Annotated in this window: 1 pseudogene; it reads left to right on the top strand. The window is 62.0% G+C overall.

The annotated features are described in order from the left end of the window. Nucleotides 1-199 (top strand): annotated as a pseudogene (locus QHC67_RS18785) (hypothetical protein); the annotation flags it as partial. Nucleotides 200-324 lie beyond the last annotated feature (125 nt).

Below are 324 nucleotides of genomic sequence, written 5' to 3' on the forward strand. Positions count from 1 at the left end.
GGATCTTCGGGATGCCGAAGCCCGAAACACCGCCCTCGCGACGCATAATGCCAGCCTGTTGAAACGCGCCGTCGATGCCGAGCAACGTGCCGAGCGGCTTGAGCGGCGCAATGCCCAACTCGTGCAGGAACTCGATCGGATACGCAGGCCAGTCCCGATCCGCCCCAGCGCTGAAGCGCACGATCCATCCGCTGTCTGACCTCGATCACGCCCTAATCGGGCGTCTCGAAAGGGGAGAGGGAGGAGGAATGGTGGAAAGGCGGGCTTTGCAGGGCAAAGAAGACAGACCCATCCAGACCTAATGCAGCCTCAAGTGGAAGGTCG

Origin of the sequence: Sphingobium sp. (genome assembly GCF_033795625.1) — a bacterium.
Classification (GTDB): Bacteria; Pseudomonadota; Alphaproteobacteria; order Sphingomonadales; family Sphingomonadaceae; genus Sphingobium.